19 protein-coding genes and 1 tRNA gene are annotated in these 26,200 nt (G+C 63.5%); 5 read left to right on the forward strand and 15 right to left on the reverse strand.

Annotated elements, in window-relative coordinates:
- The first annotated feature begins 2 nt into the window (after nt 1–2).
- The 3 genes from M2395_RS13860 to M2395_RS13870 are packed head-to-tail and all read left to right on the forward strand — an operon-like array spanning nt 3 to nt 2,558.
- On the forward strand, nt 3–1,190 hold the full coding sequence (locus M2395_RS13860) for an acyl-CoA dehydrogenase family protein (RefSeq protein WP_123430215.1): 1,188 nt from the start codon (nt 3–5) through the stop codon (nt 1,188–1,190).
- 10 nt (nt 1,191–1,200) lie between these two features.
- Nucleotides 1,201–2,334 (forward strand): acyl-CoA dehydrogenase family protein, encoded by a 1,134-nt coding sequence (locus M2395_RS13865; protein ID WP_047284350.1) that lies wholly within the window; start codon nt 1,201–1,203, stop codon nt 2,332–2,334.
- A 5-nt stretch (nt 2,335–2,339) separates the two neighbouring features.
- Nucleotides 2,340–2,558, forward strand: coding sequence for a hypothetical protein (locus tag M2395_RS13870; RefSeq protein WP_053149576.1), 219 nt, complete (start codon nt 2,340–2,342; stop codon nt 2,556–2,558).
- 56 nt (nt 2,559–2,614) lie between these two features.
- Here the strand turns inward: M2395_RS13870 and M2395_RS13875 are convergent, their stop codons facing one another.
- Genes M2395_RS13875 through M2395_RS13885 form a run of 3 tightly spaced genes read right to left on the reverse strand, consistent with a single transcriptional unit; the run spans nt 2,615 to nt 6,722 of the window.
- Entirely contained in the window at nt 2,615–3,583 is a 969-nt protein-coding gene (locus M2395_RS13875; protein ID WP_123430214.1) for a nitronate monooxygenase family protein, read from the reverse strand.
- 31 nt (nt 3,584–3,614) lie between these two features.
- Entirely contained in the window at nt 3,615–4,970 is a 1,356-nt protein-coding gene (locus M2395_RS13880) for an MFS transporter (RefSeq protein ID WP_123430213.1), read from the reverse strand.
- Between the two features lie 48 nt (nt 4,971–5,018).
- The gene (locus M2395_RS13885) at nt 5,019–6,722 is read right to left on the reverse strand and encodes a long-chain fatty acid--CoA ligase (protein WP_077933537.1); all 1,704 of its coding nucleotides are present in this window, start codon (nt 6,720–6,722) and stop codon (nt 5,019–5,021) included.
- A gap of 322 nt (nt 6,723–7,044) precedes the next feature.
- Between M2395_RS13885 and M2395_RS13890 the strand changes: the two genes are divergently transcribed.
- Nucleotides 7,045–7,494 (forward strand): PaaI family thioesterase, encoded by a 450-nt coding sequence (locus M2395_RS13890; protein WP_015634532.1) that lies wholly within the window; start codon nt 7,045–7,047, stop codon nt 7,492–7,494.
- Between the two features lie 158 nt (nt 7,495–7,652).
- Nucleotides 7,653–8,441 carry an IclR family transcriptional regulator gene (locus M2395_RS13895; protein WP_015634531.1) on the forward strand — a complete coding sequence of 263 codons (789 nt, stop codon included), beginning with the start codon at nt 7,653–7,655 and terminating at the stop codon, nt 8,439–8,441.
- Nucleotides 8,442–8,638: 197 nt separating this feature from the next.
- Here M2395_RS13895 and M2395_RS13900 read toward each other — a convergent pair whose 3' ends face one another.
- The 12 genes from M2395_RS13900 to bamC all read right to left on the reverse strand — a co-directional run bounded on the left by M2395_RS13900 (nt 8,639) and on the right by bamC (nt 26,186).
- A complete protein-coding gene (locus M2395_RS13900; RefSeq protein WP_053149572.1) occupies nt 8,639–11,626 on the reverse strand; it encodes a GLUG motif-containing protein in 2,988 nt (995 codons plus the stop codon).
- A gap of 143 nt (nt 11,627–11,769) precedes the next feature.
- Nucleotides 11,770–12,912, reverse strand: a complete 1,143-nt coding sequence (locus tag M2395_RS13905) for a fimbrial protein (RefSeq protein WP_227454107.1) — start codon at nt 12,910–12,912, stop codon at nt 11,770–11,772.
- Nucleotides 12,913–13,132: 220 nt separating this feature from the next.
- Nucleotides 13,133–16,168: a GLUG motif-containing protein gene (locus M2395_RS13910; RefSeq protein WP_077933535.1), complete on the reverse strand. Its 3,036-nt coding sequence runs from the start codon at nt 16,166–16,168 to the stop codon at nt 13,133–13,135.
- Between the two features lie 75 nt (nt 16,169–16,243).
- Nucleotides 16,244–17,875: a ShlB/FhaC/HecB family hemolysin secretion/activation protein gene (locus M2395_RS13915; RefSeq protein ID WP_202602883.1), complete on the reverse strand. Its 1,632-nt coding sequence runs from the start codon at nt 17,873–17,875 to the stop codon at nt 16,244–16,246.
- 94 nt (nt 17,876–17,969) lie between these two features.
- Nucleotides 17,970–18,728 (reverse strand): fimbria/pilus periplasmic chaperone, encoded by a 759-nt coding sequence (locus M2395_RS13920; RefSeq protein WP_077933533.1) that lies wholly within the window; start codon nt 18,726–18,728, stop codon nt 17,970–17,972.
- The gene (locus tag M2395_RS13925) at nt 18,728–21,310 is read right to left on the reverse strand and encodes a fimbria/pilus outer membrane usher protein (RefSeq protein ID WP_169892597.1); all 2,583 of its coding nucleotides are present in this window, start codon (nt 21,308–21,310) and stop codon (nt 18,728–18,730) included. Before M2395_RS13925 ends, M2395_RS13920 begins: the two co-directional genes overlap by 1 nt.
- 175 nt (nt 21,311–21,485) lie before the next feature.
- Nucleotides 21,486–22,229 carry a molecular chaperone gene (locus M2395_RS13930; RefSeq protein WP_011059801.1) on the reverse strand — a complete coding sequence of 248 codons (744 nt, stop codon included), beginning with the start codon at nt 22,227–22,229 and terminating at the stop codon, nt 21,486–21,488.
- Between the two features lie 27 nt (nt 22,230–22,256).
- The gene (locus tag M2395_RS13935; protein WP_123430211.1) at nt 22,257–22,823 is read right to left on the reverse strand and encodes a fimbrial protein; all 567 of its coding nucleotides are present in this window, start codon (nt 22,821–22,823) and stop codon (nt 22,257–22,259) included.
- Between the two features lie 568 nt (nt 22,824–23,391).
- Nucleotides 23,392–23,481 (reverse strand) — tRNA-Ser (locus tag M2395_RS13940).
- Between the two features lie 84 nt (nt 23,482–23,565).
- Nucleotides 23,566–24,279, reverse strand: a complete 714-nt coding sequence (purC, locus tag M2395_RS13945) for a phosphoribosylaminoimidazolesuccinocarboxamide synthase (RefSeq protein WP_011059799.1) — start codon at nt 24,277–24,279, stop codon at nt 23,566–23,568.
- A gap of 28 nt (nt 24,280–24,307) precedes the next feature.
- The gene (locus M2395_RS13950) at nt 24,308–25,066 is read right to left on the reverse strand and encodes an MBL fold metallo-hydrolase (RefSeq protein WP_011059798.1); all 759 of its coding nucleotides are present in this window, start codon (nt 25,064–25,066) and stop codon (nt 24,308–24,310) included.
- 4 nt (nt 25,067–25,070) lie between these two features.
- On the reverse strand, nt 25,071–26,186 hold the full coding sequence (bamC, locus tag M2395_RS13955; RefSeq protein WP_011059797.1) for an outer membrane protein assembly factor BamC: 1,116 nt from the start codon (nt 26,184–26,186) through the stop codon (nt 25,071–25,073).
- Nucleotides 26,187–26,200: the final 14 nt, after the last annotated feature.

Here is a 26,200-nt window from a genome sequence, read left to right on the forward strand (position 1 = left end):
ACATGGACCTGAGTTTCACCCCCCAAGAAGAAGCCTTCCGCAATCAGGTGCAGGCCTTCCTCGCCGAACACTTGCCCAGCGAACTGAGTGACAAGGTGGCCAATGGCGAACGCCTGTCCAAGGCCGACATGGACCATTGGCATTCGACCCTCAACACCCGCGGCTGGCTGGCCAACCACTGGCCCGAGGCCTTTGGCGGGCCGGGCTGGAGCGCCGTGGAGAAATTCATCTTCGAACTCGAATGCGGCCTGGCCAACGCGCCGCGCATCGTGCCGTTCGGGGTCAACATGCTGGGCCCGGTGCTGATCAAGTACGGCACCCCACAGCAGCAGGACTACTGGCTGCCGCGCATCCTCGACGGCCGCCACTGGTGGTGCCAGGGCTATTCGGAACCCGGTGCCGGCTCGGACCTGGCGGCGGTCAAGACCACGGCCGTGCGCGACGGCGATCACTATGTGGTCAACGGCCAGAAGACCTGGACCACCCTGGGCCAGCACGCCAACATGATTTTCTGCCTGGTGCGCACCGACCGCGAGGCCAAGCCCCAGGAAGGCATCAGCTTCCTGCTGATCGACATGGCCAGCCCCGGGGTCGAGGTGCGTCCGATCATCACCCTGGAAGGCGACCACGAGATCAACGAGGTGTTTTTCACCGACGTGCGGGTGCCGGTGGCCAACCTGGTGGGCGAGGAAAACAAGGGCTGGACCTGTGCCAAGTACCTGTTGACCTACGAGCGCACCAACATTGCCGGGGTCGGCTTGTCCATGGCCGCGCTGCAACGCCTCAAGCGCGTGGCAGCACAGCGCACCCGCAATGGCCGGCCACTGCTGGAAGACCCGCAGTTCGCTGCACGCCTGGCCCGGGTCGAGATCGACCTTGAGAACATGAAGACCACCAACCTGCGGGTGATCGCAGCGGTGGCCGGTGGCGGCGCGCCCGGCGCGGAAAGCTCGATGCTGAAGATCTGCGGCACGGAAATCCGCCAGGAGCTCACCGCTCTGCTGCGCCGGGCCATGGGCCCCGCCGCCCGGGTCATGCAGGACGCAGGCGACACCGGGGCGATGGACCTGGGCCCGGCCTTCGCCAGCAGCGCGGCGGCGCAGTACTTCAACAATCGCAAGCTGTCGATCTTCGGCGGCTCCAATGAAATCCAGAAAAACATCATTTCGAAAATGATTCTCGGGCTCTGAGGGTGCGCACATGAACTTCGAACACAGCGCAGAACGGCGCATGCTCGGCGACAGCTTGAACCGCTTTATCGCCCAGCACTACAACCTGGAAAAACGCCAGCAGAGCCTGCAGTCAGGCCAGGGTTTCAACTCCGGGATCTGGCAGCAGCTGGCAGAGATGGGGGTGATCGGCGCCCTGTTCAGCGAAGCCGACGGTGGCTACGGCGGCGGTGGTTTCGACCTGGCCCTGGTCTTCGAGGCCGTGGGCCGCGGGCTGCTGGTGGAACCGCTGCTGGGCAGCGCGGTGCTGGCCGGGGACGCCATCGCCAGCGCCGGTAGCGAAACGCAGAAGATCGAGCTGGCGCAGATCATCGACGGCAGCCTGATCGCCGCCCTGGCCCATGACGAACCCGACAGCCACTACGAACTCAACCGGGTCGCCTGCCGCGCCGAACCCCAGGCCGACGGCTGGCGCCTGGATGGCACCAAGAGCCTGGTGCTGCACGGCGAGCAGGCCGGGTTGCTGGTGGTGTCGGCCCGCACCGCCGGAGCCATTGACGACAGCCAGGGCATTTCGCTGTTCCTGGTGCCCAGGGACACCCCGGGCCTGGAGATCCGCGGCAGCGCCACCCTCGATGGCGGCCCCGTGGCGCAGGTGCGCCTGAACCAGCTGCTTGTGCCGGGCTCCGCCCTGCTGGGCACCCTGCACCAGGGCCATGCCACCCTGGAGCGGGCCATTGGCCGCGGCGTGCTGGCGTTGTGCGCCGAAGCCCTGGGCGCCATGGAAGTGGCCAAAGTGGCGACCCTGGATTACCTGCGCACCCGCCAGCAGTTCGGCCGCCCGATCGGCAGTTTCCAGGCACTGCAACATCGCATGGCGGTGCTGCTGCTGGAGATCGAACAAGCGCGCTCGGCGGTGATCAATGCCGCCTCGGCCCTGGAGGCCGATCGCCTGGACCGCGAGCGCGCGCTGTCAGCGGCCAAGGTCAGCATCGGCCGCATCGGCACCCTGGTGGCGCAAGAATGCATCCAGCTGCACGGCGGCATCGGCATGACCTGGGAGCTGCCCCTGGCCCATTACGCCAAGCGGCTGGTGATGATCGACCATCAGTTGGGGGACGAGGATCACCACCTGCAACGCTACATCGCCCTCGGCAAGCAATAGGCCCCATGAATCGCGGCCCGGGCGGCCACCTGAGCCTGTCGCAAGGGCAGCAGGTGTCGCCGCCTTCCTTGCCCGGTGCGCAGCGCGCTGCCCGACGCTGCGCTCAATCCCCCCTGCTGAACCCAGGCAAGGGCGTGGCCAAGGTCGACAACCGCTACCTGGAGGTCATGGAGAGCCTGGCCTACCGCGGCCACGCCCTGAGCCTCATCCACAAGATCTGGTAGATCGCGAAAACGACGCTGCCGGCCATTGCCGGCAGCCTCCCCTTCCCACTTGCGCGTTACAGCAACCGGGTGCGCAACCCCTGGCAGGCCTGCTGATACTCCCTGCCCAGGCGCGCCACCAAGTCTCCGGCGCTCGGTACGCCGTCAACCACGCCAATCCCCTGGCCACAGCCCCAGATCTCCTTCCAGGCCTTGGGCTTGTGCCTGTCTGCGCCGAAGTTCATCTGCGAGGGATCGCTGCTGGGCAGGTCATCGGGGTCCAGCCCCGCGGCCACCAGCGAGGCCTTCAGGTAATTGCCGTGCACCCCGGTGATCAGGTTGGTGTAGACGATATCCTCGGCCGTCGACTGGCTGATCATCTGCTTGTAGCCCGCCACCGCGTTGGCCTCCTGGGTGGCGATAAAGGCCGAGCCGATGTAGGCCAGGTCCGCCCCCAGGGCCTGGGCCGCGAGGATCGAACGCCCCGAGGCAATGGCCCCGGAAAGCAGCAGCGGGCCATCGAACCATTGGCGGATTTCCTGCACCAGGGCAAACGGCGACTGGGTACCCGCATGCCCTCCGGCGCCGGCCGCCACGGCAATCAGGCCGTCGGCGCCCTTGTCGACGGCCTTGCGCGCAAAACGGTTGTTGATCACGTCGTGCAGCACGATGCCGCCGTAGCTGTGCACCGCCTGGTTGATCTCGGGGCGCGCGCCCAGGGAGGTGATGATGATCGGCACCTTGTGCTGCACGCAGACCGCCATGTCCTGCTCCAGCCGGTCATTGGAGCGGTGGACGATCTGGTTCACCGCAAACGGCGCGGCGGGCCGCTGCGGGTGCAGCCGGTCGTGCTCGGCCAGGGCCTGGGTGATCTGCTCGATCCACTCCCCCAGGCGCTCGGCCGGCCGTGCGTTCAACGCCGGAAAGGAACCGACGATCCCGGCCTTGCACTGGGCGATCACCAGCTCGGGAGTGGAAATGATGAACAGCGGCGCGGCCACCACTGGCAGGCGCAAATGCTGGGTGAGAATCTTCGGCAGGCTCATGTTCGGGCTCCTGGGCAATCCAATGGGTAGTTCATGATTCGGCGACGACCGCAGCGACCTTGGGCACCCGGGCGATGCGCGCGGTCACCAGTACCAGCCCGCCCGCCAGCAGGTACATGACAATCCCCAGGTACATGCTCGACACGTGGCCGCCGGTATGGCTGTTGATCACCCCGTTGAGCCAGGGTGTGACCGCCGGGCCGAGGTTGCCCAGGCTGCTGATGAAGGCAATGCCCCCGGCGGTGGCCGCCACCGACAGGTACTCGCTGACCAGGGCGAAGAAGATCGGCGTGCCGGCCTTGATCCCCACGTAGGCAAAACCCAGGGCCGTAACCGACAGCAGCAGGTGGCCGTTGAGCAAGGTGGTGACCGCCAGGCCGAACACCGCGATGGCCATGCAGCCGACGAAGTGCCAGCGCCGCTCCCGGTGCTTGTCGGAGTGCTGCCCGATCAGCACCATGCCGACGATCCCGACGATATTGGGGATCGCGGTGATCAGCCCGACCTGCAACAGGTCCTTGCTGCCCCAGCCCTGGATCAGGCTCGGCATCCAGAACACCAGCATGTAGGTGGCGCCCAGGAACATGAAATAGGCCGTGGACAGCAGGTAGATCCTGGGGTCGCGAAACATCTGCGCCAGGCTGTCCTGGGATTTGTCCCGGGCGTTCGCCAGATCCCGGGCCATGTCGGCGTCCAGCAGGCGCTTTTCCCCGGGGCTGAGCCAGCGGGCCCGGGCCGGGCTGTCCTGCAGATAGAGAAAGGCCACCACCCCCAGGACACTGGCCGGCAGCCCCTGGATCATGAACATCCATTGCCAGCCGTGCAGGCCGACCGCGCCGTCCAGGTACTTGAGGATGCTGCACGAGACCGGCCCGGCAATCAGCCCGGCGACCGCGGCGGCGGTCATGAAGATGGCGATCACCTGCCCCCGGCGCGGCGCCGGGAACCAGTAGGTGAAATACAGGATCACTCCGGGGAAGAACCCGGCCTCGAAGGCCCCCAAAAGAAAACGCAGAACGTAGAACTGCATCGAGGTGCTGACGAACATCATCGCCGCGGCCACCAGGCCCCAGCAGAACATGATCCGCAACAGGGTCTTGCGCACGCCGCTGCGCTTGAGCATCAGGTTGCTGGGCACTTCGAAGATGAAGTAGCCGATGAAGAAGATCCCCGCCCCCAGGCCATACACCGCATCGCCGAACGGCAGGGTCTGCTTCATCTGCAACTGGGCGTAGCCGATGTTCACCCGGTCCAGAAAGGCCACCATGTAGCACAGCATCAACAGCGGCAGCAGACGCCAGCGGATCCTGGCGTACAGCGTGTCGAGCTGCCGGGCATGCTCGGGTGAGGCGTGGGGATCCTGGACCGTTATTGTTGTTGTAGTCATTGTCGTCTCCGACGCAGTCGCGGGTTGGCCCGCCAGGGAAATCACTCTTCAGCTATGGGTCGCCTCGCGATCCTGGAGCACGCGCCACATCACCTTGCCGGAGCCGGACTTGGGCAGGCTGTCGACGAATTCCAGCACCCGCGGCACCTTGTAGGCGGCCATGTGCTCGCGCGCCCAGGCGATGATCTCTTCGCTGGCGGTGTGGCCCCGGGCCTCGCTGCGCAGCACCACCAGGGCCTTGACGCTTTCCCCGCGGTAGGCGTCCCGGGTGGCGATGACACAGGCTTCGTGCACCGCCGGGTGCTTGAACAGCAGCGCCTCCACTTCCGCCGGCCAGACCTTGAAGCCGCTGCTGTTGATCATTCGCTTGAGGCGGTCGGTGAGAAAGAAATAGCCCTCCTCATCCATGTGCCCCAGATCGCCGGTGCGCAGGAAACGCTTGCCCTCGAACTCGATGAACGCCGCCTCGGTAGCTTCAGGGTTGCGCCAGTAGCCTTTGAACAGCATCGGGCCAAAGGTGATGATTTCCCCCACCTCGCCGGGTGCAAGTTCCTCCAGGGTGCGCGGGTCCACCACCCGTGAATCGACGCCAAAGAACGGCATGCCCAGGCATTGCAGCTTGGCCCGCTCAGGGGGGTTGCCATGGCTGGCGGCGGCGGTTTCGGTGAGGCCGTAGCCTTCGAGAAAAGTCAGGCCGAACTCCTGGCGCAGGCGCTGCGCCACCGCCTCGGGCATCGCCGCCCCGCCACCGTTGATATGCACCAGGCTCGACAGTTCGAAGTCCTGGTAATGGGGGCTGGCGAACAGGTCGATGACCATGGTCGGGATGCAGGTCCAGTGGGTCACCCGGTACCGCGAGATCAGCCGCCCGGCCAGTTCCCGATCCCAGCGCGGCATGATCACCGTACTGGTGGCGTCGAACACCGCCCGCAGGACAAAGCACACCAGGCCGGTGATGTGGAAGAACGGCACGACCCCAAGGCCCACCGACTCCACGGTGGATTGGGTCCAGCTGCCGCTGACCGCGTTGCTCATCAGGCTGCGATGGGTGTGCATACAGCCCTTGGGATGGCCGGTGGTGCCCGAGGTGTATTGCAGCAGCGCCAGGTCATCAGCCTGGGCAGTGTGCGGGCCGGGGCAACGTGCCTGGGCCAGGGCCTGGTTCCAGCGCTGGTAGCCCTCGGGCAGCGGTGGCTCGCTGCGCAGCCAGGCATCGATCTCGGCGCTGGCGACCTCCGCCGGGTGCATGTCCGCCGGCGCCGGCATGGCATCGCTGTAGCGGGTCACCAGGACCCGGTGCAGTCGCTGCTCGGGTTCGAGGCTGGCATTCGCCGCCTGGGCGATGGGCGCCAGGTCCGCGGCGCAGATCAGTACCCGCGCCTGGGCATCGCCGAGCTGGTAGCTCAGCTCTTGCACCTTGTTCATCGGGTTGATCGGCACCAGCACCGCATTGGCCCGCAGGATGGCGTAGCAGGCGATGATGAATTGCGGGCAGTTCTGCAGGTACAGCGCCACCCGGTCACCGGGCTCGACCCCTTCGCCCTGCAACCAGCCGGCCAGCGCCAGGGCCTCGGCCTGCAACTGGGCAAAGCTCAGCGTGTGGCCGAAAAACCGGTAGGCGACCTTGTCCGGGTAACGCCGGGCCGCCACCTCCAGGTTGAACCAGAGCGAGGTGGCCGGCACCGACAAGGCCAGGGGCAGGCGCTTGGGCCAGACACGGTGATGGGGGCGCTGGGTACGAGCGGTGGACATGGAAGACTCCTTCAAGCCCGGGAATGATCGAGGGAACAGCCATGGACAGCGTCATCCGGTGCCGGCTGGCCAGCCAGGCCGCACGTTGATGGGCCACCGCCCCGGGTCGATCCTGCCCCATGCGGGGCGTGATTTTCAACCACTTATATTCCGCTGTGCGAAATAACATTCCATATTGACCGGTAGAATATTCGCTGACATCCTGCATTTCAACGAGCCATTTGCCCTGCGAAACACAATCAGAACAATCACTGCTGCCTGGCCACGGGAAACACCTGCCCTCCAGGACACCCGACCGGGACTGACCCAAGAGCCATCGCCCATGAGTGCCGTACCCGAAGTTTCGATGCTGCAAGGCCTGTTCAGCGGATTCGCGGCCCATCTCGGGTTGAACCTGCGGGAATACCAGCAGGCGCAAACCGTTATCGCGGTCACCGTCCAACCTCATCACCTCAACCAGGCCGGCAATCTGCACGGCGGTGTCATCGCCTCCCTGGCCGACACCGCCATGGGCATGAGCGGCACCTGGCATGCCGACCCCGCCCAGTGGCGGCTGGCCCTGACCCTGTCCCTGAACATCAACTACATGGCCGCGATCCCACCGGCCACCGAGGTCCGGGCCGTGGCTCGCCTGCGCGGCGGCGGGGCCAAGATCTTCATGGCCAGCTGCGACCTGCTGGATGCCCAGGACCGCCTGCTGGCCAGCGCCGAAGGGGTGTTCAAGCGCGGCCGCCTGCGCGCGGCAGCCACTGAGGTTGTGGCTTGCCCTTGATTGGCCGGTGATGGCGTCAGGAACGGAATCGGGTTTCGTCAGGGAATCGCAGATTTCAATTGCGGCGGTTCCGGGATAACATTTTTCCTTTGTTTCCACGAATCCGCTGCGTGGTCAACCGGCATTGCGCCCGGCACCAGCCCCTACCGGAAGACCCCATGCAAGACCCGAACGACTCCCCGGAACAAGCGCCCAAAGACCGTAAGTTCGTCGAAGCCCTGGCCCGAGGCCTGGAAGTCCTGCGGGCCTTTACCCACGGTCACGCGGTACGCGGCAACCAGGACATCGCGCGCATCACCGGCCTGCCCAAGCCCACGGTGTCGCGCCTGACCTACACCCTGACGCAGCTGGGCTACCTCAAGTACAACCAGGACCTGGAGAAGTACCAGCTGGATTCAGCGGTACTGGCCCTGGGCTACGCCTACTCCGCCAGCCTGCGGGTGCGCCAGCTGGGCAAGCCGTTCATGGACGAGTTCTCGCGCCGCACCAACACCACCGTCAGCCTGACTTGCCGCGATCGCCTGTCGATGATCCACGTCGACAGCAGCCGCCCGCCGGAAGTCGCCAGCCTGCGCATGGAGCCCGGGCTGCGCCTGCCCCTGGCCACCAGCGCCGCCGGGCGCGCCTACCTGGCCGCCACGCCGAAAATCGAGCGTGACCATCTGTTGGGGGAAGTGGCGAAAAAGCTCGGTGATGAATGGCCTGCCCTGGAAAAATCCCTGGAAGACTCCTTCCGTGAATACGAAGAGTTCGGCTTCTGCCTGTCGCTGGGCGAGTGGGACCGCAACGTCAACGGTGCCGGCGTGCCACTGCGCCTGGCCGACGGCAGCATCATGGCCCTGACCTGCGGCGCCCCGAGCTTCCAGCTGTCCAGCGAAAAACTCGAAAGCTCCCTGGCCCACCAACTGGTGATGCTGGCACGGGACCTGGAAAGCCTGGGCGTCTGAGGCAGGCCATAAAAAACCCCTGATCCGCGATGGATGCAGGGGTTGGTTTCAAGGTTGCCCAAACGCCAGCCAATCGAAAGTGCCCAAGGGCAGGACACTCCATCGATGCTGAAGCAGGCAGCCGATTCCGGACACGCCCTGGGTTGCCAGGGCATATCCGAAGTGGGCAAGTGCCTCTATCGACGGCCGGGGGCGATTCAGTTGCCCATCACCCCCTGGTTGAAGTCGGCCGCCTGACTGAATGGGCGGTCGTAACCCAGGCTTGCGTAGTTGGGCGCAATCACCTGGATATTGCCGAAGGATGCGGACTGGCGAATGTCACCCAGGTCCACCCCCGCCAAGCCGCCAAGCCGTGCATCCCGGCTGCCTGAAACCTCACCACTGGCAAGCGCGTTGACGATCCGCGCGTTGTTCTGCCCCACCAGGCCACCGACCACGCTGTAACTGCCCCCGGAGACATTGCCCTTGGCCGAAGCGGTGTCGATAAGGCTGTCACCCTTGAGAACGCCATGCGTACCCACCAGGCCGCCCACCGCGCTCTTGGCGCCAGCACTGGCATCACCACGGGCTTCCACCGACTTCAGGTCCCCGGCGTTGTAGCCGATGAGCCCGCCGACATGGCTTTGGTCCTTGCCCACGACGTTGCCCCAGGCCGTTGAGTTGGCAACCAGCCCGCCCACGTTGTAGCCGACCAGCCCGCCCACGTTGCTGTTGCTCGCGCCCTGGACCAGGCCGAAGGCCTCGGCAAGGCTGATGTGGCCGTCGATGTTCTGCCCCACCAGACCACCGATGTGCAGGCTGCTGCCGCCATTGACCGAACCACTGGCCGTGACGTTGTGCAACGTGCTGTCCTGGTTCAGGCCCACCAGGCCACCGGCCGTGGCAAAGTTCTTGCCCAGCAGCCCGCCGCTGGCGACAGAGTCACTGATGCGGCCCGACTCGTTGCGCCCCACCAGGCCGCCGGCATGGCTCGCGCCATTGCCCGAGACCGCCGTCGAAGACTGGGAACCCTCGATGCGGCCGCCCTGGTTGTAACCCACCAGGCCACCCAGGTTGGTGCCCTTGTAGCTGTAGCTGTCACCACTGGAAACCGTTCCAGAACTGGAGGAACCGGCAATCAGCCCTTGATGATTGACGCCCACCAACCCGCCCACACCGCCCTCGGCGTTGCTGGCGATGCTGGCGGTGAGCCGGACATCGGCGCTGCTGTTGGTCACGGTGCCGCCACTGCCCGCCACCTGACGGTTTTCGCCCACCAGGCCACCGGCCGCCGAGGTAAAGCTATTGCCCAATACCACACCGGCCACCGACGACGCGTCGATGGAGCCACCGGCGTTGCTGCCCACCAGGCCGCCGACCAGGTTGTCCTGCCGGCCCTTGGCATTCACCCGCAGTTTGCTGGCACTGACGTTGGCGATTTTCCCGCTGTTGCGCCCCACCAGGCCACCGACGGCACTGCTACCGGTGGTGGACGTGGCGCCGTTGATGGTCATCGAGGCCAGCTTGAGGTTGCCGATGCTGCCGGACGAACTGGCGAACAGCCCGCCGTCGGTGCCGTTGCTGTTGACCGTCAAACCGCTGAGGGTGTTACCCAGGCCCTCGAAGACGCCGCTGAAGGTTTGCTGCCCACCGATGGAGGTCAGGCGTGCACTGCTGTCGATGGAGTTGCCCAGCACGTAGCGGCCCGCCAGATCCTGGTCGATCGCCTGCAACTGCGTGGCGTTTTGAATGACGCTGTAGGCTTCGCCGTTGGCATCGAAGCGGGCGCCGTTGCCGGACAGGGTGACGCCGCCATTCTGGCCCAGCGCAAAGTTGCCGCCATGGTTCAGCCCGAGGCTGCTGTTGCTGCCGCTCAGCGTCAGCTGACGATTGAGCTTGATGTCCCCCTGGGCGTTGAGTTCCACCCGGGCATTGGCGCCACCGGCAAACAGGCTGTCATCCAGGCGGATGTCCTTGGCCGAAGAGAGGGTCAACTGGTTGCCACTGAACCAGAAGAGCCCGTTTTCCACCGCCACGTCGCCCTTGCCACTGGCCAGTTCGATATGAGTGGTTGCCAGGTTGCGCGACAAGGTGTCGGCATGGGCAGTGTTGCTCTTGGCGGTGAGGAAGGAGCCCACCTTGACTTCGTTGCTGGCGATCTTCCAGGTGCCCGTCTGGCCATCCCTGGCCTGGGTGTCGACCTTGGTCGTCAGTTGCACCCGAGTGTTGGCGCCCCGGGTTTCGATCACCCCGCCATCGCCCTTGCCGTCCAGCGCACTGGCGCGCAGCGAGCCATCGACGCTGACCACGCCCACGTCGCCGCCATCCAGGGTAATGCGCCCGGCCTTCTGCGACAGGGTGTTGGCTTCGACGGTGCCCTGGTTGTTGACCACCGTCTGCAGCATGGAGCTCGCGCTCTTGGCGGTCATCAGCACCTGCCCGCCATCGGCCTTGAGCAGGCCGGTGCCGGTGTTGTGCACCAGCGCGTTAAGCGCTGCGCTGTCGACATGCAGGTCCAGCAGTTGGTTGTCATCGAAGCTGACGGTGAAGCCATCGCCTGCGGCCAACGCCACACGGCCGTTCTGCGCCTTGATGGTGCCCTGGTTGGTCACCCTGGCCCCGAGCAGCGCCACGCCACCGCCGTCAGCGGCAGTGATGGAGCCCTGGTTGACCACCTCGGCTGCCGAGGTGCCGGCGAACTTGTAGTTGCCGGCCTTGAAATCGGCATCGCTGATATCCCGGGTCGAAGCCACCAGGCCACCGACATTCACCTGAGCGCCCTGGCCGAACACCACGCCGTTGGGGTTGATCAGGAACACCCGACCATTGGCGTTGATCTGCCCGTGAATCTGGCTGCCATTGACACCCACGACCCGGTTCAGGGCGATCGAAGTGCTGGTGGGCTGGTTGAAGGTCACCGACTGACCGTTCTGCACGTTGAAATCCTTCCACTGAGTGACCAGCTTGTCCGTCTGCTGATTGATGGACATGTGCTGGCCCTGGGTATGGAAATCGGCACTGCCGGACACCACCTCCCCTCCCGTGGGCAAGGCAAACGCCGAAGGCAACCCGGTCAATGCCAACAGACTGGCAACTGCCACCACCAGGCCCTTGCCGGAGCCGGCACGCCGACGCCGGGCGCCTTCGTGAGTGACGTTCCAGCAGCCCTGGGCCTGGTTCCATACCAATGCATAGATCTTGTTCATGAAAACTCCATATCGATTTATCTACGTACTGCAAACCTTTGCAGCACGGCACTGCCGCTGAAGTGCGCGCTAGGCCTTCAAACTGGACGACGGTGTTGGGTAGAACTTGCCCACGGACGGCCCGGCTCAATGAGCGGTCGCGATCATGGGAAGGTAAAAGTGAACTCTGCAGCCCCGTTGGCAGCCCCTCCGGCGTGAACCTCCTGGTCATTGCCGATGCGGATGTAGCTGGCTCGCAGGGGAATGCTTGCGCCATCGCCGATGCGCTGCATCTCGTAGCTCTGGCCGCTGTACTCGATGCGCTCCGAGGTCAGCCCATTGGTCATGACAATGCCGAACCCGCGGGTGGTGGAATCGATCAGGCCCAGCACGCCCTTGACCGCAGAGCCCCCTGACTTGTCGATAAAGCTGATGCGAGGCCGGGCCTGCATCGAACAGCGGCTCAACCCGATGCTGAAGGGAACCTCGGGCGAGGTGGCATTGACCTGGGGAAAGTCCGCCAGGGAGAAGCGCCCCAGGCGCACGCCGATCTCCTTGTAGGCTTCCACCACACAGGTCTTGGGCAGCTCGATGTCCATGTTGAAGTCCAGGCCGCCCATGACCAGGCTCTTGCGGCAGCTGTAGGTCAGCGGCGGGCTGAGCTTGCCCAATTGGGATCCCAGGGTTGATTCGTTTTTTTCCAGGTCGTACGCATACAACTGCAGGTAGGACGAGCCTGTTACCTGGGTCACTTTGAGAGTGCCCGTGGGCAACTGATCCGGCGGTACGGTCAGGATCAGCGATTGAATAATCTGGGTGACCATGGTCTGAGCGGGTAAACCGCTCTCGTAGATCAGGTCATCATTTTTTTCCAGGACAATGGGAGAAGTGACCTGGGTCACTCGTATTCTCTCCCGCCCTTGCGGAGCTACGTCCAGTCGCAGGCCAATGCCGGCGACATCGGTAGGCGCGGCGTCATCGGTCTGCGGCGTACCGGGGCTCCAATGTCCGGCGGTCACCAGCTCCCGCGGTTTCCCGGAGATCGCCAGGTTGAAACTGGTATGCAAGGTCACCGTACGCTCCCACAACACGGTTCCCACCGGGGTATTGGTGTTCAACGGGTTGACCAGCCTCCAGGGGGAACCGGCCTTGCTGCTGAGGTTGCAATCCCTGGCATAACCGTTCAACGAGGCCGCTTGCGCCTCTGCGCCGCCCCAGCCGCAAAGCACCCCTGCGAGCATGACGCCATGAACCCACAGGGGCAGCGGTCTGCAATCGGCTACAAGCCTCAGCCATTGGCGAATCATCTGTCTTTCTCCCTGTCTGCGCCTTGGTGATACCGCCCATGACAAGGGCAGCGTTCTGCACAAACGAGATGGATTGCCCAACAGTGGCCGGCTGCTCGCGGCCACCCCTAAAAAAGATCATCAAGGAACGAGACAAGCAGGTACCCGCCAGCAGCCGGAACCCGGTGCGCCAGGCGCACCGGGGGCAACTGCCATTCCTCGGATCAGTGGTTGTGGATCATCAGTTGCGAATGTCGCCCTGGTTCAGGCCGACCGCGGGTACCTGAGTCGCCAGGCCCAGCGCCGTGTTGTTGCGCATGTCGCCGTAGTTGACCCCGACCAGGCCGCCGTAGGTCTGGGCGTAGTTCGACACGAACTTGACGTTGCCGTAGGCCACGGAGTTGCGCAGATCGCCCATGTTCAAGCCGACCAGGCCACCCAGGCGGGCATAGGTGCCGCCGCTCACCTGACCATTGGCCAGGGAGTTGGTGATGAACGAATTGTTCTGGCCGACCAGGCCACCCACCGAACTCTGGCTACCGCCCACCACATTGCCTTTGGCCGAGGCACTGTTGATCCGGTGATCGACAAAGTCGCCGTTGGTCCCCACCAGCCCGCCGACAAAGCTGTTGGCGCCGCCGCTGACGTCACCGCTGGCCTCGGCCGAACTCAGGTCACCGTCGTTGTAGCCCACCAGGCCGCCGACGTAGCTGAGGTTGCCGCCGCTGACCTTGCCACGGGCCACGACATATTCGGTGTTGCCACCAAAGTTGTGCCCGATCAGGCCACCGATGTTGCCGCTGGCTCCGCCGACCACATCACCTGTCACTTCAGCCCTGTGGATCCGACTGTTGTCGTTCTTGCCCACCAGCCCGCCGACGTTGGCACCGGTCGAATCGCTGACCTTGCCTGTGGCCTCGACGTTATTGAGCTCGCTGTTCTGGTTCCAGCCCACCAGGCCACCGGCAGCCACGGAGCCCGCCCCGACCACCGCGCCACTGGCGCTGGAGTAGACGATAGCGCCGTTGTTGTTGAAGCCCACCAGGCCGCCGATACGGCTGGCGGTGTACCCCCAGACGCCGACCGAGGAGCTGGCGCGTTCGATCCTGCCACCCTGGTTGTAACCCACCAGGCCACCCAGGTTCGGGTCCTGGACGTAACGGTTGAACCCGGTACCGACGGTGCCAGCACTCGAAGAGTCGCTAATCAGGCCGCCCTTGTTGACGCCTACCAGGCCGCCCATGCCGCCATTGGTGGTGACCTGCATGGTGCCCAGCACCCGCACGTCGGTGGTGCTGTTGGTAATGGTGCCGAGGCCAGTCGAAGCGACGTTGTTTTCCCCCGCCAGCCCACCGACGGCGGAGGTGTTGGCATTACCGGTCACCGTACCGGCCATCGAGCCACGATCGATGGTGCCGCCGGCGTTGACACCGACCAGGCCGCCGACAATGTTGTTCTGGTTGCTGTTGGCGAAGACGTTGAGGTTGGTGCCACTGACGTTTTCGATGCGGCCGGTGTTTACGCCGACCAGACCACCGATTTTGCCGAAGCCTGCGTTGGAGGTGGCACCGTAGATGTTCATCGACGCCAGCTTGAGGTTGCTGATGGTGCCGGACGAGCGACCGAACAGACCGCCGTAAGGGCCGTCGGTATTGACCGTGAAACCACTGATGGTATTGCCCAGGCCGTCGAAGACCCCGTTGAACTCTCGACTGCCACCAATGGACTTGATGCTGCCGGTGCCCTTGATGTCGTTGCCCAGCACATACAGGCCGTCGAGGCTGGTACCGATCGCCTGCAATTGCGCGGCGTTCTGGATCACCTTGTACAGGTCGCCATTGGCGTCGAACCAGGCGCCACTGCCGGACAGGGTGACCTGACCCTTCGGCCCCAGGGCGTAGCTGTTGCCGTAGTCCAGGCCCAGGCTGCTGTTGACCCCGGTCAGCGCTACGGCACCATTGATCTTGATGTCCCGATTGGCATTGAGCTCGATACGGGCGCCCGCACCGCTGCTCTTGAGGTTCTTGTTGAGGCTGATGTCCTGGGCCGAGGCCACGCTCAATTGATTGCCGCTGGCCCAGGCGATATCACCATCGATCGACACGTTGCCGGCCTTGCTGTTCAACTCGATGTTGGTGGTAGCCAGGTTGTGCGACAGGGTATCGGCATACACGGTGGTTTCACCGGGCGTGGAGGTCGGATTGACCGTGACGTCCGAAGAGCTGATCTTCCAGGTCCCGGCCCGGCCATTGTTGGCCAGGGTGTTGACCCGGGCGGCCAGTTGCACCTTGGTGGTGGCGCCCTTGGTTTCCACCACGCCGCCATCGCCGATGGCAGTCAGTGCATTGGCGCTCAGCGAGCCGCCGACGTTGACCACGCCGACGTCACCGCCGTCCAGGGTGATCTTGCCGGCCTTGCGCGACAGGGTGTTGGCTTCGATGGCGCCCTGGTTGTTGACCACGGTCTGCAGCATCGAGCCTGCGCTCTTGGCGGTCATCAATACCTGCCCGCCGTCGGCCTTGAGCAGCCCGCCGTTGCTGACCAGCGCATCGATCGCCGCGGCATCGACTTTCAGGTCCAGCAGGTTGTTGCTGTCGAAGCTGACGGTGAACTCGTTGCCGCCACCCAGGGCCACGCTGCCCTTCTGCGCCTTGATGTCACCTTCGTTGCGCACGGTCTTGCCGATCAGCGCCACGCTGCCGCCATCGGTGGCGGTAATCATGCCGTTGTTGACGACTTCAGCCTGCGAGGTCCCGGCGAACTTGTAGTTGCCGGCGGTGAAGTTGGCATCGGTGATGTTCTGGGTCGAGGCCACCAGGCCACCGACGTTGACCTGGGCGTTGTTGCCGAATACCACCCCGTTGGGGTTGATCAGGAACACCTGGCCGTTGGCATTGATCTGCCCCTGGATGTTACTGCCATTGACGCCAATCACCCGGTTCAGGGCCACCGAGGTCTTGGTCGGCTGGCTGAAGGTCACCGTCTGGCCACGGTTCACGCTGAAGTCGTTCCAGTTGGTGATCAGCTTGTCGGAGTGCTGGTTGATCGACATCTGCTTGCCATTGTCGAACGTCAGGATGTCCGCCGTGCCGGAGACCACCGTGCCTCCCGTCGGCAACGCGAAGGCCACAGGCAGAACACCAATGCCCAGCAGCCCGGCCACCATCACCACCAGGCCCTTGCGTGTTCCGGAGCGGCGACGACGGCGTGCGCCCTCGTCGGTCACACTCCAGCAGCCCTGGGCCTGATTCCACACCAATGCATAAACCTTATTCACGTTGACTCCTTATCTACTTATTAACGCCCTGCAACCTATGCAGGACGGCACCACCTCCGAAGCACACGCCGGCCTTCAGAAATACTGTGTCGCGCTGGCCCAGATCCGCGGCGTGCGCTCGGGCCCGCTGCCTTCCTGGTTGTTGTCCAGGGCCCAGGCACTGGTCACGCTGATCTGTTGCGAAGGACCGCTCCAACTGGCACCCACACCGGCGCCCGACAACTGGCGGCGGTTCTCGTCGTGGATCCAGGGGCTCTTGTTGACCTGCACCGCGCCGTGATCGACAAACGCCTTGAGCTGCCAGCGCGGGGCCAGGAGAAAGCGCAGTTCCAGGCTGGCCTGCCAGCCCTGGTCGCCACTGCCGCTGCCCTGGGGATAGGCGCGCACATCGAAGGGGCCGCCGATGCCGAATTTTTCCGAGCTGTCCAGGTTGGTCGAGGACCATTGGCCGTTGAACTGGCCATAGAGCTGAAAGCGCGGGCTCAGGTACTGCAGGCGCGCGGCATTGAGGTTGAGCTTCTGAAAGCCACCGTTGGTGCCGGCCGTGAAATGGTCGCGCCACTGGTCCATCGGGTCGTCGATGCTCAACCGGCCACTGCCGTAGGTGAGGTAGAAGAAGTTCTGCCCGCCGCCGAGCAGGCTGTCCTGGGAGTTGCCGTTGAGGCTCAGGCTCCACAGTTCCACATGCTTCTGGCTGCTGACTTCGAACAGGTCGATGTCGTCGCGCAGGCGCTTGTCCTCGTACTGCAACTGGGCGCTGAGATCGAAGGTGCGGCTGCGGATCAGCGGCTGAGTGATGAAGACACTGCCGATGCTCGCCTGGCCGTGGGCCTCCAGCACCTCGAAGTCCCGGCTCAACTCGTAGTTCATCCGCGAATAGGCCACGCCCACACTGGTGGACCAGGGGCCCAGGGGAAGCTTGTAGGCGGCGCGGTAGTAACGCTGGTCCTCGTCGCTGCCGAGCAGGCGCAGGTTGAACTGATCGCCCAGGCGCAAGGGGTTGTTGAGGTTGAGGCTGCCCCCGAGGCGGTATTCGCCGGTGTAGTAGCCGCCGAAGTTGTCGGCTTCCAGGGTGCCGCTGGCCCAGGGCCCGGGCTGCGCATTGACCAGCAGGTCGGTGGTGCCGCGCTGCTCGCCGGCACTGAGAGTGCCCTTGACCCGGACCCCGGGAAGGTCGCTCAACAGCAGCAGGCTGCGTTCAAGATCTTCACTGCGGACCGCGGTATCGCTGTGCAGTGACGACAGCGGGCCTGTGATCACCGAGTTCAGGGCCCGGGACTGGTTGTTCACTTGAATACGACCATAGCGACCTTCCATGACCTCGATACGCACCACGCCGTCCTCGATGTCCTGGGCCGGCAGGAAGGCCCGGGCCAGCATGTAGCCCTGGTCCTGGTAATAGGTCGTCAGGCGCTCGGCGGCCGCGCGCAGCTGGTTCAGGTCCAGCTCCTGGCCCTTGAGGTCCGCCAGCAGGGCTTGCAGCGTCTCGTTGCTGAACACCTGGTTGCCGACGATCACGAAGTCGTTGACCTGCAAGCGGATGCCGGAGGTGTCCGGAGCCTGGGCAGGGGCGCTCGGCGGCTTCGCCGGCAGGTCCAGCTCCGGTGCCGGCTGCTCCGGCAAGGCCGGTTGCGTGGCCTGGATGTCGCGCATCGCCTGCCCGGCGTTGGGCACATACACCGCGGCAGCCGCCACTGCGGGCAACATCAGCAGCAAGCCCAGGCAGCCCCCGGACAATCGCTGCCAGCGCCGTTCAAGGCCCCCCGCAAGCAGGCTGTTCGATGACTTGCCCAAGGCAACTTCAGTCTTGTATCCGCGCACTTCCACTCAGCGTCTCCCCGCTGTCAGTTGCCACTTGGTAATGAACCACCGCCTGATCCGGGGTAATTCCCTGCATATCGGGCAGGGCGATCCGCGCCGAGCCGAAGGGCTCCACGGTGATCCCCTGCAATGTGATTGATCGATTGCCGCTGCCCAGCGCCACCTCAGCGAAGGACACGTAGTACGGGGTCGGGTTGCCGGCCAGCAGCGCCGCGCCGCCCGCCCCCGCCGCCACAAGGCTCCAGCGCAACTGGCGGACCGCTTCGTCAGCCTTGCCGGACAAGCCCTGGGGGCGGTACAGCAGCTTCATGCGCATGCGCGATGCCAGCCGCAGCAAGTCGTCCTTCGCGGCCGCCAGGGGCGGTACTTCGAGAAAGTTGATCCAGAACACCGACTCCCGATCGCCGGGTAATGGCTCGCCGCTGTAGCGCAGGACCAGGGCTGCGTTCTGCCTTGGCTCGAGCCGGGAGATGGGTGGCGACAGCACGAACGGCACCACCAGGGCGCTGGGGTCGACCTCGGCGTCGCCCTTGTCCAGCCAGGCCTGCAACAGGATCGGCGCACGGCCGCTATTACCGACCCGGATGCTGATGGCCGGCTTGCCGGCGGGATAGATGAACCGTGTGCCGACAATCGACAGGTCGGCCTGGGCCCAGCCGCTGGACAAGGCCAGCAGCCCCAGCAGCCACCGGCAACCACGCAGGGAGCAAAGACGGCCATATCCGCCTTGATGGTCCATCAAGGCCGCTCCTCTACGGAACCTGCCGGCATCGCCCGGCAGGGGCGCTGAAGCACCACATAGCCCGTGGCGGAGGCCGTATCGCGGGGCGGCAACTGGTAGTCGATCAGGCACTGCTGATCCGGCTCCTGGCCCCATTCCACGCGAATCGTGCCCTGGTCCTGCTCGGTACGCAGCACCAGGCGGCTGCCCTGGCCCACCGCCCCCAGCTCGGCACCGTCCTGGGCATCGACAGCCACGGCAGCAAACGGCAACTGCTGGCCATCGGGCTGCTGGCTGTCGATCAGCACCGCACGCGCCCTGCGGGTCGGGTACGAAAGCATCACCACCGCCCCCGCCACCGGCGCCACATGGCGTGAGCTGAGCAGCAGCTCGACGTCGTCGGCAACGCCAGTGGGGTCGATGTCCACGGTGTTCAATTGATAGGGGCTCAGGCTGGAGACCACGGCATAGCCGCTTCCATCCACCCGCGTATCGGCATAGCCGACCCGGGCGCCCTTGGCATCGGGAGCATGCACCAGGCCCGTGGTTTCACTCAGGGTCTGGGCGAAGGTCAAGCCACCCGAATGCAGCACCATGCCCCCGGAAGCCCCCAGAGACTGCTGGCGATAGTCGCGCCCCTGGGAAAAGCTCGAACTCAGGGAAACCTCGGGCAGGAAATAGTTGAGGCTGGCGTTGGTCGAGGTTTCGCCCTGGCGCTGGTCATGGGCGGCGGACAACGCATAGGTGGCGTCGCCATCCTTGTCCAGTACGCCGGAAATGCCGCTGGTGTAGTGCGCGCCAGAACGCTTGTCATGGCTGGCGTAGCTGTTGATCGTGGTACCCCGGCGCCCTTCCCGCCCCAGGGGAATCGACAGGCTGAAGCTGAAAAACGTGTTGTCCGCCCCCGCGCCTGCCCGTGAACCACTGCTGGAAGCACGCATGCGCTGAGCCATGAAGGAGTAGCTGTTACCGCGCCACTGGTTGCTGTAACCCATGGCGAAGTTCAGGGTCTGGCCCTGGCGATTCCAGTACTGGAGGCTGGAGCCCGTGGCATAGAGCTGCCCTGCGCCGTCGCCCAGTTGCTGGTTGATGTTGATATCCAGGCGGTCACGGACCCGGGCGAACGAGTCGACACTTTCGCCCTGGTTGACGTGGTCCTGCAGGGTGATGGCGTCCTGCAGGCCCAGGTAACCGCTGGTGGAATAGCGGTAGGCCAGCAATGAGAAGTTGGTCCCGCTGTTGGGCAGGTTCTTGCTGTAGGACAGGCGCACGCTTTGGCCCTGCATGCTGCCGCCCCGGGGCAGCTCGGTTCTGGCCTGGGTCAGGTCCAGGCCAAAAGCCCCGAGGGAAGTATTCAGTGCGCTGCCGATCAGCGCCGACATGTAGCTGCCGGTGAGTGCCGTGCCGGCATAACCGGTCAATTGGTTATCCAGGCCGTAGTGCAGGGTGCCCTGGGCCACATATTGCTCGCTGCCACCGAGCCCGGGGTTCGCCACCTTGCCCGCCGTCAGGCTGTAGCGTGAGGTGCCGGGGCGCAGGGTTTGCACGGTGGTGGCAAAAGGTACGGTAAAGCGGCTGGTCTGGCCGTTGGCCTCGGTGACCGTCACGTCCAGATCCCCACCAAAGCTTGCCGCTTGCAGATCGGAAATCTCGAACGGCCCCGGTGCAACGGAGGTTTCATAGATCATGTAGCCGCGCTGATAGACCGAGACCTTGGCATTGGTGCTGGCCGTGCCGCGGATCTGCGGTGCGTAGTAGCGCTGGCTCTCGGGCAGCATGCGCGGGTCGCTGGCCAGCCGGACACCGCGAAACGATACCGAGTCGAACAGATCGGCTTCGGTCACGCTCTCTCCCACCAGCAACTGCGAGTGCCAGGCCGGCAGGTCGGTCTGGGCATAGATGTAACCGCGCTGATAATGGCCGCCCACCTCCGGCGACCAGGTGGCGGTGCCGCTGTGACGCAGACGCCAGTCACCCAGGTTGAGCCCCAGGTTGAGCCCGGCATAGCCATCGGTCTGGCTTCGCCCATTGCTCTGGGAACTGAACAGGCTGGTGTTGTAGTTGAGCGTGGCCGCGGACACGCCGTAATCCCAGCTCGCCGGATCGACATAGGTTTTCGACAGGTTCTGCTGCAGGAAAAGCTGCGGCACCGACAACTCGATCTTCTGTTCCGCAATTTTGACGCGGGTGGTCGCGCCAGGGATGTAGCTGCCCAGGTCGCCGCAAAACAGCCCATCGCCCATGAGAGGGTGAGAGGAATGGGTGCCCAGACTCGCATCGGTCTTTTTCAAGTCGATACCCAACTGCTGCAACAACGAACGGTCGTAGCACGGCTGGCTGCCCTGGGGGTCATCGCTGGCGCGGAACTGGATTTCCTGCAACGCCCGCCACTGACTGCTCACCAGCACATCAAGCAAGTATGTGCCGGGCGCGACATAGCCCAATTGTTGAAAGCGCGAGGTATCGATGGGAGTGCCCTTACCTTGAAATAGCATCTGGCTGTCGAACAACACATCCTGGCTGGAGCCCGTATCCGCAGCCTCTGCCGTCGCCGGCGCGATGCCGTCCTGGTCGGCCACCAGCACCATGGAATTGCTCATCAGCACCGCCGCCAGACACAGTGACTGCGTCGCCGGAACCCGTCTGCGGCCGGATGAAGGCCCAGAACAGCTCGCACGCAAATGCCGATGGCACGGAATACGCGACATAACGAGATCCCTGCCCCTCAAGAAAACCAAGCCACTGAAAAGCCCGCAGAAGTGATGAGGAACCCCGTCAAAGAAGCGACTTTTTCAGCAGGCCTCGGCCGCCGAAATCATCGATCACCTCATATTCAATTGATGCCTTGGTCGGCTGTGACGGAGCGCTCGCTGGCCAGGGGAAAGACTCATATCCGAAGGGTGCGACCATGCCTGGCTTCAAATCGATTCGACGGCCTGACACAGCAACTTCCATGCGTCCGAAGGACACGTAATAAGGTGTTGGATTGAACACTTTGATAACCGGAACTTGCGAAGCGCCTGCTCGACTTAATTCCCACTTGAGCTTTTCGCCAGCCATGCCCGCATTGCCAATCAAGTTGTCAGGACGGAAGAAAATCTTGATCCGAGTCCTGAATGCAAACTGCAACACGTTCTCGTCCTGTTTTCGCCGTGGTGGCGTTTCCAGTACATTCAGCCAAAACAATGACTCGCGATCTTTTGCCAAGGGTTCTTTTGAATAAGACACACGCAATATTGCCGAGCCTCCCGCTTCCACCCGGCTGACTGCTGGGGCCAGAAGAAAGGGAACCTTGATTTCCTCAGGAGACTTGTTGGCATCGCCTTCGTCGATCCAACTTTGCGCCAACAAGGCCACAGAGCCGGTGTTACTCAACTTCAATGTAACTTCACGAGCCTCTGCTGGATAAACCAGGCGCGTACCTTCCAGTACTATCCCGGCATGCGCGACCCCCGACAGTATCCCCAGGAACATGACACCGATAACGAGAGAATGAACAAAACGCGCAGTCGGCGTCATGACCTGCCCCTTAATAACTAACTGCTGTTATTGGTATGCAAGGGTGTAGCGGATGTAGGACACGCCCGAACCCGCACCGACGGAGGCTTCAGTAGATACGTAAGCGGCCTGGTACTTCAGGGTTGCAGTCTTTTCAGTGGAGATCGTAGCGACCTGGGGTGCGGCTTCCGCCTGACCCAGGACGATCTTCGCCGGAGTAGTGCCGTGGTCGTTGTAGATCTGGATCTGCACGCCCCTTGCAGGCTTGCTACCGATCAGCTTGAGGTTGCCGGAGGCAGGGTCGACGTTGCCGAGTTGATCGAACTCGATGGAAACGCTCTTACCAGCAGTACAGCTGGCACCCGAAAGCTGTAGTACGAACGGTTTCAGCGTAGAGGTCTTGCCGATCTCGCTAAATACAGACGGGTTGATAGTACCGAGTTCAACGTTAGTCTCGTTACCTTCGCCCGGGGCCTTGCCGTTGATATCGCAGGTGGTGTCAGAGATGCTGCCACTGAACTTCACCACGCCATCGGTAGCCTGGGCAAAGGATGGAATCAATGCTGCCAGCATCAACCCGGAAGTTGCCATGGACAAGAGAGTCTTGCGTTTCATCTGATTTCCTTTTCCAAATGATTATAAGGAAGCAACAACAAAACACTTCCCTCCGAAAGCAACCGACAATAATACTGCCGCCAGCCTGGAAGAACGGATTTGCCTGACCTTATAAAAGTTAATTAATGCTGCTTGTTCCCGGCATCCCGGCCGGCTTGAACTACAAGTTCGGATCGGGTCTGCCAGCAGCGACCAAGCATATAGAAGAGTCGATTTATTTGGATCAAGATCACTACAGCATGATTTCCGGGAATGCTCGCGCAGAGAAACAGGAAATTTCTCGGAAGGGAAAACCGACTTAAACAACAGACAAACTAAAGTTACTCGCCAATAACAACTTCCTGGAATATCAATCCAATAGCCGATAACAGCATCAAGTATTGTGGACTATTGATATTTGGCCACGCACCGCCGAATCGACCGGGCGCAGGACGCACTGATTCCGCCGGCGCTAACAGTTCGGCAGAAGGCGTTGCTGGAAAACGAGGGGGGCGCACGGCCCGGGGCGGCCGATTGCGAGCAACAAAAAAGCCCCGGAAATCGATGATTTCCGGGGCTTTCATTTGTATGGCGGAGAGATAGGGATTCGAACCCTAGGTACCGGTGAAGGTACAACGGATTTCGAATCCGTCCCATTCGGCCACTCTGGCATCTCTCCAACGGCGCGCATCATAACAGCACCTTTGCTCGAAGCGAAGCCCCCCGAGCAAATTTTTTCCGTGCTATCAGATGCTTGCGTCGATTACAGCGGTACGCCGAGGCGCTGGGCCACTTCTTCGTAGGCTTCGATCACATCGCCCAGGCCCTGGCGGAAGCGGTCCTTGTCCATCTTCTTCTTGGTGTCCTTGTCCCACAGACGGCAACCGTCCGGGCTGAACTCGTCGCCCAGGACGATGGAGCCGTCGCTGAACACGCCGAACTCCAGCTTGAAGTCCACCAGCAGCAGGCCGGCGTCATCGAACAGCTTGCTCAGCACTTCATTGACCTTGAGCGACAGCTCTTTCATGCGCGCCAGTTGCTCGGCAGTACCCCAGCCGAATGCCACCACGTGGGATTCGTTGATGAACGGGTCGCCCTTGGCGTCGTCCTTGAGGAACAGCTCGAAGGTGTAGGGGTTGAGCTTCATGCCCTCTTCCACGCCCAGGCGCTTGACCAGGCTGCCGGCGGCGTAGTTGCGCACCACGCACTCCACCGGAATCATGTCGAGCTTCTTCACCAGGCATTCGTTGTCACCCAGCAGCTTGTCGAACTGGGTCGGCACGCCGGCGGCTTCGAGTTTCTGCATGATGAAGGCGTTGAACTTGTTGTTCACCATCCCCTTGCGGTCCAGCTGCTCGATGCGCTTGCCGTCGAACGCCGAGGTGTCGTTACGAAACAGCAGGATCAAGCGGTCGGCGTCGTCGGTCTTGTAAACCGATTTGGCTTTGCCGCGGTAGAGTTCTTCACGTTTTTCCATGATGGGCTCCGCTTGCTAAGTAGGTGGGCTAGGCGATGTGGCGCCAGTCGAGCCCTGAATCTTGATCGGCCAGTTGCAGCCAGTCCGGGTCGCACCCGAGGGTGTCGACAAAACATTGCCGGGCCAGCTGCGGCAGGTTGTTCTTGCTGCTCAGATGAGCCAGGACCAGGTGCTGCAGGTCCTGCCATCCCAATTCGGCCACCAGGCTTGCGGCCTGATGGTTGTTCAAATGTCCCAGGTCGCCGCCAACCCGCTGCTTGAGAAAGTACGGGTAATAACCCCGTGCCAGCCGATCCCGGCAATGGTTGGCCTCGATCATCAAGGCATCCAGGCCACGGTAGCCGTCCAGCACCCCGGCGCAGTAGGAGCCGAGGTCGGTCAGCAGGCCGAAGCGCCGCTGGCCATCACTGAAGACAAATTGCGTAGGTTCCTGGGCGTCGTGGGCCACGGCAATCACGTCGATGCGCAAGGCGCCGATCTGCAGCGACTCGCCACCGCGGACAAAACCCGCGACCTCCACCGGTTTGCGCATCCCGCGCAAGGTGCCCTGGCTGAGGTAGACCGGTAGATTGTAGCGCCGAGACAGCAAACCCACGCCATGCACGTGGTCGGCATGTTCGTGGGTTACCAGGATGGCGCTCAACTGCGCGGGATCGACTCCCAGACGCAGCAGGCGCCGCTCGGTTTCCCGCAGGGAGAAACCACAATCCACCAGAACGCAGGTGTCGGCACTGACGATCAGCGTGCCATTCCCTTGGCTACCACTGCCGAGAACGGCAAAACGCATCGGATCAGCCCAGGTTGTCCTGAATCACGCCCAACACTTTGCGTGCCACATCGGCCGGCGCCACGGTGTTGATGTTCTTCTCGACGGTGACCTGGACGTTCTCGCCTACCTTGCTCAGGCGAACCTGATAGCGCTCGGCACGGGCTTCGATCTCTTCCTTGGCCGGCTTGCTGCCGAACAACTTGCCGAAGAAGCCCGGCTCGTCGTCTTTCTTCTCGGCTTTTTCCGCCAGGTTGATGTAGTACAGGCCCAGGCTGCGGTTGATGTCCTCAACCCGCCATTCGCCCTGTTCCAGGGCACGGCCAACACTGGACCAGGCGCGATCGAGGTCGGCGCCCAGGTTCAGTACCGGGTTGCCGCTGCCATCCTCGCTGAGGCTGACTCGGCTCGGGGTATCGAAATCGCGGGCCGCCAGCAGAGACACCGAACCGCCCTTCTCGGAGGTGCGGCTCATGCTTGCCAGCATGTCGTCCACCAGCGCTGCGTCCAGGCCGGTGTTGACCGAACGGTTGGTGAACTCCACGTCGGCAGTGCTGCCGGCGGGACGCTCGGCACTGACCACATAGACTTCACTGGTGTTGCGCTGCACGCCTGGCTCGATGCGTACCCGTACGCGGGTTTCGCTGTCGGCGGCGACGCCGGCACTGCTCAGGCGCTTGGCCACGGCCGCGGAAAGCTCGTCGGAACGCTGCCAGCCGGTGGTGAACTCACCGGTTTGCGGGCGCTGCTGATCCAGGCGGAAACCGTTGTCCTGGAAGAACTGCACCGCCACTGGCCAGACTTCGGCCGGTGGATGCTGGGCCATGACCCAACGCGAATCGCCGCTCTTTTGCAGGGTGTAGTCGCTGGCATCGGCAATGGCCGACAGCGGCTGGGGACGAGGCACTTCGTACTCGCCCTTGACGTTGTCGTCGGCCACGTTGCGCGGAATCGGCAGCAGAGGGTCCAGACGCTTGGCGGTCTGTACATCCGGCGGCAATTGCATCGGTGCTGTTTGTTGCGCTTGCAGGTAATCGCTACCCCGGTCACGGAAGTAGCCTTCCGGGCCCCAGATCCAACCGCAGCCACTGGTGCTGGAGATAATCAAGGCAAGTGCGGAAAGTCCGGCCATTCGCTTCATGCGTTGTACTTCCT

It is taken from the genome of Pseudomonas sp. BIGb0176 (genome assembly GCF_024810175.1).
Lineage (GTDB): Bacteria > Pseudomonadota > Gammaproteobacteria > Pseudomonadales > Pseudomonadaceae > Aquipseudomonas > Aquipseudomonas protegens.

Excerpts from the sequence above, each read along its gene's own strand:
- M2395_RS13925 (WP_169892597.1), bottom strand. The coding sequence starts at position 21,310 with ATGAGCAATTCCATGGTGCTGGTGGCCGACCAGGACGGCATCGCGCCG.
- M2395_RS13935 (WP_123430211.1), bottom strand. The coding sequence starts at position 22,823 with ATGAAACGCAAGACTCTCTTGTCCATGGCAACTTCCGGGTTGATGCTG.
- M2395_RS13920 (WP_077933533.1), bottom strand. The coding sequence starts at position 18,728 with ATGGACCATCAAGGCGGATATGGCCGTCTTTGCTCCCTGCGTGGTTGC.
- M2395_RS13905 (WP_227454107.1), bottom strand. The coding sequence starts at position 12,912 with ATGATTCGCCAATGGCTGAGGCTTGTAGCCGATTGCAGACCGCTGCCC.
- M2395_RS13875 (WP_123430214.1), bottom strand. The coding sequence starts at position 3,583 with ATGAGCCTGCCGAAGATTCTCACCCAGCATTTGCGCCTGCCAGTGGTG.
- M2395_RS13900 (WP_053149572.1), bottom strand. The coding sequence starts at position 11,626 with ATGAACAAGATCTATGCATTGGTATGGAACCAGGCCCAGGGCTGCTGG.
- M2395_RS13870 (WP_053149576.1), top strand. The coding sequence starts at position 2,340 with ATGAATCGCGGCCCGGGCGGCCACCTGAGCCTGTCGCAAGGGCAGCAG.
- M2395_RS13950 (WP_011059798.1), bottom strand. The coding sequence starts at position 25,066 with ATGCGTTTTGCCGTTCTCGGCAGTGGTAGCCAAGGGAATGGCACGCTG.
- M2395_RS13860 (WP_123430215.1), top strand. The coding sequence starts at position 3 with ATGGACCTGAGTTTCACCCCCCAAGAAGAAGCCTTCCGCAATCAGGTG.
- M2395_RS13895 (WP_015634531.1), top strand. The coding sequence starts at position 7,653 with ATGCAAGACCCGAACGACTCCCCGGAACAAGCGCCCAAAGACCGTAAG.
- M2395_RS13885 (WP_077933537.1), bottom strand. The coding sequence starts at position 6,722 with ATGTCCACCGCTCGTACCCAGCGCCCCCATCACCGTGTCTGGCCCAAG.
- bamC (WP_011059797.1), bottom strand. The coding sequence starts at position 26,186 with ATGAAGCGAATGGCCGGACTTTCCGCACTTGCCTTGATTATCTCCAGC.
- purC (WP_011059799.1), bottom strand. The coding sequence starts at position 24,279 with ATGGAAAAACGTGAAGAACTCTACCGCGGCAAAGCCAAATCGGTTTAC.
- M2395_RS13880 (WP_123430213.1), bottom strand. The coding sequence starts at position 4,970 with ATGACTACAACAACAATAACGGTCCAGGATCCCCACGCCTCACCCGAG.
- M2395_RS13890 (WP_015634532.1), top strand. The coding sequence starts at position 7,045 with ATGAGTGCCGTACCCGAAGTTTCGATGCTGCAAGGCCTGTTCAGCGGA.
- M2395_RS13865 (WP_047284350.1), top strand. The coding sequence starts at position 1,201 with ATGAACTTCGAACACAGCGCAGAACGGCGCATGCTCGGCGACAGCTTG.
- M2395_RS13915 (WP_202602883.1), bottom strand. The coding sequence starts at position 17,875 with ATGTTGCCCGCAGTGGCGGCTGCCGCGGTGTATGTGCCCAACGCCGGG.
- M2395_RS13930 (WP_011059801.1), bottom strand. The coding sequence starts at position 22,229 with ATGACGCCGACTGCGCGTTTTGTTCATTCTCTCGTTATCGGTGTCATG.